This is a genomic window from Mesoplasma seiffertii ATCC 49495, assembly GCF_000518725.1.
In the GTDB taxonomy this organism is placed as follows: Bacteria; Bacillota_I; Bacilli_A; order Mycoplasmatales; family Mycoplasmataceae; genus Tullyiplasma; species Tullyiplasma seiffertii.
Genome location: NZ_JAED01000011.1, coordinates 25510 through 36410 on the forward strand (window position 1 = coordinate 25510; position 10901 = coordinate 36410).

Sequence of the window (10901 nt, forward strand, 5' to 3'; positions counted from 1 at the left end):
AATGAAAACTAAGCAATTGCTTAGTCTTCTTTTGTTGCCATTTCTTTGGCATCTACAAGTTTAATTTTAACGATTTTAGTAATCCCTTTGGTTTCCATAGTAACTCCAAATAGAACGTCACAATTTTCCATTGTTCCTTCACGGTGAGTTACCACAATAAATTGAGTTTCACTTGTAAATAGTTTAATATAACGCGCAAAACGTTCAACGTTTGCTGGATCTAACGGTGCTTCAGCCTCATCTAAAATAACTAATGGTAACGGTCTAACTTTTAGAATTGAGAATAACACTGATAATGCTACTAGTGATTTTTCTCCCCCTGATAGCAAGTTCAAGTTACTAATTTTTTTACCTGGAGGGTTAACTTTAATATCAATTCCAGTTTCCAAAATGTTTTCAGGATCTGTATAAATTAATTCTGCAGTTCCCCCACCAAATAATTTGGCAAATGCTTCTGGTAAAGCTGCATTTACATCATCAACAACTTTTTTAAATTGAGTTTCCATTGCGATATCAATATCCATAATAATACTTTGAAGTTTCTCAGCTGCTTCACGAATTTCTTTAACTTGTAAGTCATAGTAGTCAAAACGTTCTTTTTCAGCTTTAAATTCTTCAATTGCATCAATATTGATATTACCAATATCTTTTAATTCTGATGCTAAAACTAAAATTCGTTCACGAGCGAATTGTTCGTTTTCAATTGCATTAGTTTCCATTTCCAAGGCTGCATCTTCAGTCAATCCATAACCTTCTGCTAGACGTTTTAAAATTACAACGTAGCGTTCTTGTAAAGCACTTAATTCTGAGCTAACAGCAGCTGATTGATCTTTTAATTGATCTAACTCAGCACGTTTTCCAGAATTTTGTTCATTCAATTCACGTTGACGATCAACATACTTATTACGAGAAGTTGATAATGAGTTCAATCGTGTTTGAATTTCATCTCGTTCATTTTCTAATTTGGCAATTTGACGTGAAAGCTTAATTGATTCAGATTCGTTTGAATCATCTTGAGCATTTCCTAATAAATCTTTTCCAGTCAAAATACGGTAATCTTCAGAAAACTCATTAGCTTTCATTCGGTATTGTTCAATATTTTGTTTAGCATTTCTAATGATTGCCTGATTATCATTTAAATTATCACGTAATTGATCACGTTGAAGTTTCAAATCATTTAGCTCACGAGTTTTTTCAATTTCCTTAGCATCTAATCTTGCTAAAGTTTGTTCTAATTCTTCAGAGTTTGATTGAGCTTGAGATTGATTACTGAAAATATTTTGTGAGCGACTTTTTCCCCCAACAATTGCTCCATGAGGTAAAACTCTTTCACCTTCTAAAGTAACAATATTAAAACGATAATTAATACTTTTTGCTAAAGCCATTGCTGAATCATAAGTATCAACAACAATAATTGTTCCTAAAGCATAATCCAATGCTGTCTGGTATTTAGCATCAATTGAAACTAACTCATTAGCGATTCCAATAAATCCACGAGCATTTTCAATTGCAGCTCTTTGAGCTCCTTGAATCACTGAAGGATTTAAAGAATCCAATGGTAAGAATGTACAACGTCCAGCATTATTACGTTTTAAAAATTCAACTGCACGCTTAACATCAGCATTTGATTTCATAACAACTGAATTCATTGATGCTCCTGCAACAACTGAAATCGCAGTTTGATAATTTTGTTCAACTTTAACTAAGCTTAATAATGTTCCAATAACTCCACCAATGTTATTAGCATGTTTAATAACATTATCGGCTCCTTGATTGGCTCCATATTGACTTGATTGACGTTGATTTTCATTATGTTCTTTTTGAATTTGAATTCGACTAATATTTTTTCTGATTGTTTCAATTTCATCATAAACATTGTTATATTTAGCTGATAAATAATCGTATTGTTCTTTTAATTCATTTGTTTGAGCTTCTAATCTAAAAGCCTTATCTTTTTCTGAAGACATTTGAACTCTTGTTTCTTCAAATTGTTTTTTAATTTGAATCGCCTTAAATTCATCAGCATCTTTAGTATCAACTTTTGATGCTTCACGAGCTTCAACTTCTTGCTTTTTAACTTTTAAGTTTCCAATGCGTTGAATAATTTCTTGAAACTTATTATTTAATTGATTAATTTCTAATTCTGATGAAGATGAATCATTAACCATTAAATCAAACTCTTCTTGTGATAAGTTAATTTCATTTGATAATGTTTTAATTTTTTCTTGAACTACATTACGTTGAGAACTTAATTCTTGAATTCGCGCCTTAATTGTTTTAATATCTTTTACTAAAATTGAAATTTCAATTGATTGTAATTCCTGAATTTTTTCTTTGTATAGTTCAGCTTTTTTAGCTTGTTTTTCCAAAGAAGGTAAACGACGGCCAATTTCTGAAGTGATATCCTCTAAACGATTTAAATTTTCTTGAGTTCTAATCAATTTAATTAATGTTTCTTTTTTACGTTTTTTATATTTTGCAACTCCAGCAGCATCATCAAAAATTTCACGACGTGCTTCAGGTTTTGCTTCGGCAAAATTAGAAATTGTTCCTTGTGAAATAATTGCTAAACTTGATTTTGTTAACCCTGTTTCTAAGGCGATGTCTTGAATATCACGTGTTTTAACTCTTTGACCATTAATGTAATATTCATTTTCACGAGTTTTTTTGACAAACTTACGTGTAATCTCAACAATTTCAGTATCAATTGTTGAAAATGTATCTTTTTGGTTATCAAAAACTAACGTAACTTCTGCAAAATCTGCAGCTTTACGATCTGAACTTCCTGAAAAGACAAAATCATCTGTTCTTGATCCACGCAATGATTTTGCTGATTGCTCAGCAAGAGTTCATTTAATCGCGTCGGTAATATTTGATTTTCCTGATCCATTGGGTCCTACAACCCCGATCATGTCATGTGTAAAGTCTAATGTTGTCGGATCAGCAAATGATTTAAATCCGTGTGCTCTAATTTGTCGTAAAAATAACATGTAAAAATCTCCTATACTTAGTCAAACAAAAAATTCAACTTATTGTTTTAATTATATCAAAACATCTATTGTATATAGCAATTTTGGCGAAAAAAAATACAAAGGTGTAACCCTTTATATTTAGTGGTTTTTATCTTTTTCTAAAGCTTGTTTAAAAGCTTCTAAAACGATTTTTTCTAAACCATTATTTTCAAAAACCTTAATTCCTTCAATTGTTACTCCATTGGGAACACAAATTTCATTAATTATTGTTTCAGGGGATTTTGAAGATGTTTTTAAATTAGCAATTGTTCCTTCAAACGATCCGATAACAGTTCTTAAAGCTGTTTCATACTCTAAACCTGACTGAACAGCTGCGTCAACAAAAGCCTTTAAATAATACAAGATGTATGCGGGTGTACAACCTCCACTAATTGTAAACTCTGAGAACACATCTTCAGCAATTTTTTCAACACTTCCACAGTTGTTAAAAATATCGACAACTATTTCAAGAGATTGTTCTCCTTGTTGATTAGCACAAATTCCTGTTACCGATTTTACAATATTTGCATTAATATTTGGCATAATACGAACTATTTTTAAGTTAGAATGTTTTGTAAATGTTTGAGAAATTTTAGTTGTTGAAACTCCACTTAACATTGAAACTAGTGTTACATTGTTTAAGTCCAGATTATCTAAAGTATTAGCAATATCTGCTAACTGCGCTGGACGAACACCTAAAACAATTATCCCAATTCCTTCAGTTACAATATCTGCTAAATTAATTAATGGCTTGACATTTAATTCATTAGCTTTAGCAAGCGTTGATTCACGATTATTGATATAAATTTCATACTTGTCTGTAGCTTTACTAATTCCTTTAATCAAGCTTCCAGCCATATGCCCAACTCCAATAAATAAAATTTTCATAAGACTCCTTTGAGAAATTAACCCTTTTTCATTTTTAATAAACAGTCTTTGGCAGCATTTTGTTCAGCTTCTTGTTTAGAAAATCCTTTTCCTGAGCCAAACTTTTGCCCTGATAAATTAACTGATACGGTGTATTCTGTCCGATTGTCTTTTTCGATATGACGTTCTTTTTCAACAATGTATTTTAAATCACGACGATTATCTGCTTGCAAGAGTTCTTGCAATTCTGACTTATGATCTTTAACTTGCTTCATAAAATCTGGTCGTGAAATATACACAAATAAAGTTGTTGTTAATCACTTTAACAATACTTCTTCACCCTGATCTAAATAAATTGCGGCTGTGAAAGCTTCAAAAACATCTGCTAAAATTGAATCCTTGTCATAACCCTTTGAATTTATTTCACCTTGACCCAAACGAATGATTCTACCTAAGTTAATTTCCCGAGCAACAGTTGCTAGTGATTCTTCTCGAACAACATTAGAACGGCTCTTAGTTAGAATTCCTTCAGCACTTTTAGGATAGTTTAAAAAGAAATACTTGCTAACATACATTTGTAAGATTGCATCACCTAAAAATTCTAAACGTTGGTAAGTATATTTCAAATGACTTTCATTAGCATAAGAATTATGTGTTACTGCTTCTTCATATAAGCGATTATTTTTAGGAACAATCCCATACTTCAATAAAAACTCTTGAATTGTCATATCTTACTCAGCCATACCTTTTTTCATTTTTGTTAAAACGTCATTTTCAACTGCTTCTAAAGTCATTCTCAAAGTTGCTTTAAATGATTGTACATCACTTGAACCATGTGATTTAAAAATGATTCCGTTAACACCAATTAAGATTGCCCCAGCATAATTTTTATAATCAAAACGATTACCGAATTCTTTAAAAGCTTTTTTTAATGCTAAAGCATGTAATTTACGATATAAATTTTTTGTTAGTGACTCTTTGATCCCTCTTAAAATATTTTTACCCATACCTTCCATCGCTTTTAAAGCAATATTTCCTGAATAACCATCAGCTACTAAAACTTCAACTACACCAGTTGTCATTTCTCGTGATTCAATGTTTCCTACAAAGTTCAAAGTTTTATCTGCTTTTAATAGTTGATAAGCTTCTTTTTGTAAATCACGACCTTTTGAAGCTTCTTCCCCAATATTCATTAATCCTACACGAGGATTTTTAATGCCTTGGACTTCACGAGAATAAATTGAGGCCATTTTAGCATATGCTAATAAGTCTTCAGCAGTATTTTCGACATTTGCTCCAACATCTAACATTAAAGTTGTTACTCCAGGAGTTAAGGTTGGCATTGTTGGCATAAATCCTGGACGATTTACTCCTTCAAATTCTCCTAAAATAAAGTGTGCCCCCGCAATAAAGGCAGCTGAATTTCCACCAGTTAACATGGCGTCTACTTTTTCAGCTTTGACAAGTTCTAATGCTCTAACAAGTGATGCATCTTTTTTACGACGAACATCCATGATTGAACCATCCATGTCAATCACTTCTGTAGTTGGTAAAATTTCATAACGAGATTCATCTAAACCTCCGTTTGCAGCTAAAGCTTCCTTAATTTCTTGTTCATTTCCAATAAAGATTAATTTTAAGTTTTCTTTGGTTTTCAAGAATTCAACTGCTGCTTGAATGGCAACTGCTGCTCCCTTATCTGAACCCATTACGTCGAATGCAATTTTGTACATATTAGACCCTTCTTTCTCTTTTTTATTATATAGGAAAACCCCTAAAAAATAGGGGTTTTAAATTATTCAATTCCAATAATGAAACTATAAATTTTTTGACCACCTTCAACGATTTCATATTCAACATCAAAGTTTTCATCAAGATATTTTCTTAGTTCACTTACACTTTTTGCATCAGCGTCTTGACCAATGAAAATTGTTAAGATTTCTGTTTTAGAAGTAATACATTTTCCTAACTCTTTTTCAAACAATGCTTTAAGAGTTAATGCAGTTCCCACAATTTTCCCATCAACAATTGCCATTTGTGAATTTTTCTTAACTTTAATTCCGTCAACAACAGAATCTTTAGCTGCTTTAGAAACGCTAAATGAAGTTACGTTCTTAATTGCTTTTGATAATGCTGTACTATTTCTAATTGATGAAGCACTTGGATCAAAGCTTAAAGCTGAAGCCATTCCTTGTTGAATTGTTTTTGTTGGAATAACATAAATCTTTGATTTAGTTTCTTCTTTTTCTGCTTGTTTAGCAGTTAATAAAACGTTGCTATTATTTGGCATAATAAAGACTGTTTTAGCATCAACTTCTTCAATTGCTTTAATGAAATCATTTGTCGACGGGTTCATTTTTGAACCTCCATTGATTGCTAAATCAACTCCTAGTTCATTTTCAAAGTAACGTTTCATTTCTTCTGAAGAAACAACTGCAATTGTCGCAACAGCATTTTTAAGATTACGTTCAATTTTAATGCTTGTAGTTTCTTTTCATGCTTTATTGACATTAGGGTTCCCCCCTTGAACTTGTTTATCAGCTTGTAAATTCATATTTTCAACTTTAACTGTTTTAAAATCTCCGTATTGTTGTAAAAACATCAGTACTTGTCCTGGAGATAAAGCATGTGTATGAACTTTCAAAATATCTTCATCAATAACAACTACCATTGAAGTATTTCCGTAAACTTGTAATTGATCACGAATGGTATTAATTTGTAACTTATCAATTCACTCAGGATTTAAAATAATTACTCCCTCAGTACAATATCCAAATTCTCCTTCAATTTCCATGTCGATGTTTCCACCTTCATTAGTTTCTAGTTTTGAAAGACGTTCAATAATTTCTCCAGTTTGAACAACACTATTCATTCCTTCTAAAAATTTAACTAGCCCATAAGCTCCTGAATCAACTACTCCAACATCTTTTAAAGCTTGTAAAAGATTAGGAGTATTTTCAAGTGAGACATTTCCAGCTTCAATAATTTGATTTCAAAAATCTTTTAAGTCGATTGTTGAATCAATTTGATCAGCTGCTTCGCTAATTTCTCGAATTACAGTTAAGATTGTTCCCTCAACAGGTTTCATAACTGCCTTATAAGCAATCTCCTTAGCTTCTCTAAATCCATTTTGTCATTCTTCAACATTTAATTCTGTTGAATCTTGCATTCCTCTTGATAGTCCTTTAACGATTTGCGAAAAGATAACTCCTGAGTTACCCCTTGCTCCCATAATAAGTCCTCTTGAAAAAGCTGATAAGTACGCCCCAATAGATTCATAATGATTATCTTTAACATCATCATAACCATTATTGGCAGTTAGATTCATATTAGTCCCTGTATCTCCATCTGGTACTGGGAAAACATTTAACTTGTCAATATGAGGATAATTGTTGTACAAGTTATTTACACCACTCGTAATCATATCCTTTAATAAATTTATTTTTTCCATTTTCTCTTCACCTAAATATTTATTTTATTTTTACATTTTACAAACTAAAATTACATTAAATCATCAATGGCTACATCGACCATATATTTAACAGTAAATTTTGAAATTTTTTCCAATTCATATTTCACACGAATTTGAATTTCATTCATTACATCTCTAATGTTAACTCCTTGAATTAAAACCACATGGATTCTAAAACGTGTTACGTTGTCTGTGTTTGTGAATTCAATGGCATTATCAATATCACGTGAAGGAAGTTCTGAAGTATTTTCGGCATTATAATTAGCAAACGATGCTACCCCAGGAACTGTTACAACAGCGTCCTTGATAACCTTTATAACTGACTTATCAATATTATTCACAAAATCACCTGACTTTCATTTATTTATTTTAGCATATTTCTATATATTAAATAATATGAAATAGTTCTAAAATGTCGGGATTTTATTTTTTTTGAAAAAATATTTACAAAGAGCGGTTTAAGTATTGTATTTATTAAATATATTTAGTAATATTTACAAGTATATAAAAGGAAAAGTGTAGGTGAAACAACATGGCAAGAAAAGATACATTAACTGGTAAAGGTGCTCTTTCAGGGAACTCTAGATCACACGCTTTAAACGCTAACAGAAGAAAATGAAATTTAAATTTACAAAAAATTAAAGTAATGGACGAAGACGGTAGAGTTTTCACAATTAAAGTTTCAGCTAGAACTTTAAGAACTCTTAAAAAGCAAGATAAAGTTGTAGGTTAATAAAAAAATAATTGAGCGAAAGCTCTTTTTTTATTGCCTAACTACTTTGTGAATTAATTTTAAAAAATAATGTCACAAACTTTAGTAAAAAAAAGAGCATTAATGCTCTTTTTAAGAAACGCAAATTTCTTTTAAATTGATACTTATATTTTAATACTATTTAAAGACTGCCGCTTTAAGTTTTTTAACATCCGCTTTAAGTTTTTTAACATCCTCTTCAAGAATATCTAAACGCTGCTCAACCCTATCTAGTCGTTGTTCTACTTTGTCTAAATGCTGCTCAACCCTATCTAGTCGTTGTTCTACTTTGTCTAGTCGTTGTTCTACTTTGTCTAGTCGTTGTTCTACTTTGTCTAAACGTTGTTCTACTTTGTCTAAACGTTGTTCAACGTTTAGTAGTCTCAAAGAGATAGTTTTTAATTCACTTAGCACTTTAACTTGAAATTCATTTTGAGTCATAATTTTCCCCTCGATATTTAAATTTAGTTTACAAAAATTTTCAACAATTTTTTTGATCTCCTTGATAACTCTTTTTTTATTTTTGTCATCTAAGCGAGAAAGTTCTTTAGTAATCTCTTCGTTAACTGTAAATGAAACATGAAAATCATCTTTTAAATTTAATCGAAGAAACTCTTTATTGATTTCATCCATAATCTTTACCTATATGTACACTTAAGATACATTCTTTCTATTTTTAATTTTCGAAAGTATCCATAGTATTAATAGGTATTTTAAACTGTTTTTTTACAAAAAGTGTCAAATGTAAGTTATGAAATAGCCTCGGCAAAAAGTTAGTTAATCTCTTTGTGAGGGTAATTTTTATTATATATATGTATACCAAAAATACGGATAGCTTTCTTCAAAAAGTATTAGAAATTAAAAAAACTTTTATAGACCTAAATTGTTCTAAAAGAATACGATTTGACACAGTAACTTAAAAAGAAAAAAAGCTACAAACTTAAAAGTTTGTAGTAGATAATATAGACATCAGCATTTGATTGCCGTTTTACTTCTGCTTAACTGCTTATAAATTATCTAAGTTTTGAATATTTTAGAATTAACTGCTAGTTCAATAGTAAAAAAAATCTTGGGCTTCGGTAAAGGCTAGTTTTTCAAATTCAATGGTATCAGCTTAGAGCTTCCACAAGCTACAACTGAAGTTGTTGTCGTTGCTGATAATCCAATTGTTGCTAATAAAATTAGTGTTTTTCATACTTCTCCTTTAAATGTTGATTGCTAAGATTATTAGCAATCAACATTGTTTAGATTTTTGCTTTTTTTAAATTTTAAAGCAAGCAAATTCAATTTGAAGTTTAATATGTTACTTTTCCAGTGAACTTATTGTTTAAATTTTGGTTGATAAGCAGTATTTGCAACTCACTTAGAATTCGCATTAGTGTTAAAATTTTCGTATTTATTTACATTTAATACATTTCAATTGGAAATATTTTGGTTGAACTTTTCAGCATTGAAAAACATATAGCTCATATTAGTTACATTGGAAACAACTCAAGATGAAAGATCCTGATTAAAAATTTTAGCACCATAAAACATAGAATTCATATCAGTTACATTCGAAACATCTCAATTCGAAAGAGCTTTATTAAAACTTATAGCTTCATAAAACATACCATACATGTTAGTCACATTCGATACATCTCATTTTGAAATATCTTGATTAAAAACTTGTGCTCTGAAGAACATACTAGCCATTATAGTTACACTTGAAACATCTCAATTCGAAAGATCTTGATTAAATTTTTGAGTATATGCAAACATAGAATTCATGTTAGTCACATTTGATACATTTCAAGTTGAAAGATCATCATTAAATATCAATGCTTCATAAAACATATAACTCATATCAGTTACATTCGATACATTCCAAGTTGAAAGATCTTGCTTAAAATTTTTGGCAGAATGAAACATATAAGTCATATTAGTTACATTCGATACATTCCAAGTTGAAATATTTTTATTAAATTTCTCAGCTCGACTAAACATATAACTCATATCAGTTACATTCGATACATCTCAAGTTGAAATGCTTTGATTGAAATTTTGACAACTATCAAACATAGCTTTCAAACTCGTAATTTCTGAAGATATTCAATTTGGCACTTTAACAATAGTTGAAGGCATTTGATATGCCTTGAAATTACTATCGTATCCAATTTGAGTAATTTCAGTTACCCCGTAAGGTGCTGGTCCTTGAACGGTTTTTACTTCATTGGTAGTTACATCTATATAATGTGTTAGACCTCCTTGATAAGATTTTTTTTCAGTAAAGAACTTAACGTCGCTAACTTCTCCACTGTAAATATCTGGATTTGTTGAACTGACCTTAACAATATAATTTGTTGTTTCAGTCGCTTTTACTGTAGTAATTTCAACTTTAATATATTCCTTTTTCAATTCAGAATTCTTTTCAACTAACTTATTGACAACAGTTTCTTGATTAGAATTTTCTAGTTTACCTAAATCCCTATTAGTAATAACATCACTTAAATTATCTGCTTGTCCAAAAGTTACACTAATTGTTAACGATTCATTATTATCTAAAATCAACATTTCACTAGTTGAGCTCAAATCAACTTGATAGCTATGTTTACTAATTGCTCTTGATTTTGCTATTTCAGTAACTTTTGCTGTTATCAACTCATTTTCAATAAGTCCATCAATTTCATTTTTCAAAGCACTTTCATCTTTAAAATTTTGATTTTCTAACTTAGCAATTTTATCTAAAATTGGTGTGACATCAAGATGATCAGCAACAACAGTTTCAATTGCAAATTTGACATCAGTAACTTCGCCAATA

General features: G+C 30.3%; 8 protein-coding genes and 1 pseudogene. 1 reads left to right on the top strand and 8 read right to left on the bottom strand.

Annotated features, from left to right (window positions below):
• Positions 1-20: 20 nt before the first annotated feature.
• The 6 genes from L872_RS0101185 to L872_RS0101210 all read right to left on the bottom strand — a co-directional run bounded on the left by L872_RS0101185 (position 21) and on the right by L872_RS0101210 (position 7691).
• A complete protein-coding gene (locus L872_RS0101185) occupies positions 21-2990 on the bottom strand; it encodes an AAA family ATPase (protein WP_027063066.1) in 2970 nt (989 codons plus the stop codon).
• A gap of 120 nt (positions 2991-3110) precedes the next feature.
• Positions 3111-3899, bottom strand: a complete 789-nt coding sequence (locus tag L872_RS0101190) for a pyrroline-5-carboxylate reductase family protein (protein WP_027063067.1) — start codon at positions 3897-3899, stop codon at positions 3111-3113.
• 17 nt (positions 3900-3916) lie between these two features.
• Positions 3917-4606 (bottom strand): ribonuclease III, encoded by a 690-nt coding sequence (gene rnc, locus L872_RS0101195; RefSeq protein WP_027063068.1) that lies wholly within the window; start codon positions 4604-4606, stop codon positions 3917-3919.
• A gap of 3 nt (positions 4607-4609) precedes the next feature.
• A complete protein-coding gene (gene plsX / locus L872_RS0101200) occupies positions 4610-5611 on the bottom strand; it encodes a phosphate acyltransferase PlsX (protein WP_027063069.1) in 1002 nt (333 codons plus the stop codon).
• Between the two features lie 62 nt (positions 5612-5673).
• Positions 5674-7329 carry a DAK2 domain-containing protein gene (locus L872_RS0101205; RefSeq protein WP_027063070.1) on the bottom strand — a complete coding sequence of 552 codons (1656 nt, stop codon included), beginning with the start codon at positions 7327-7329 and terminating at the stop codon, positions 5674-5676.
• Between the two features lie 50 nt (positions 7330-7379).
• Positions 7380-7691, bottom strand: a complete 312-nt coding sequence (locus L872_RS0101210; RefSeq protein ID WP_027063071.1) for an Asp23/Gls24 family envelope stress response protein — start codon at positions 7689-7691, stop codon at positions 7380-7382.
• A gap of 191 nt (positions 7692-7882) precedes the next feature.
• On the opposite strand from L872_RS0101210, the gene rpmB reads away from it, so the two are divergent.
• On the top strand, positions 7883-8083 hold the full coding sequence (rpmB, locus tag L872_RS0101215; RefSeq protein WP_027063072.1) for a 50S ribosomal protein L28: 201 nt from the start codon (positions 7883-7885) through the stop codon (positions 8081-8083).
• A 180-nt stretch (positions 8084-8263) separates the two neighbouring features.
• Here rpmB and L872_RS05245 read toward each other — a convergent pair.
• Together L872_RS05245 and L872_RS05100 are read right to left on the bottom strand one after the other, a co-directional pair.
• Positions 8264-8542 (bottom strand): annotated as a pseudogene (locus L872_RS05245) (hypothetical protein); the annotation flags it as partial.
• A gap of 879 nt (positions 8543-9421) precedes the next feature.
• Positions 9422-10901 (bottom strand): BspA family leucine-rich repeat surface protein (locus tag L872_RS05100; protein WP_169729890.1); only part of this gene is annotated, 1480 nt, incomplete at its 5' end.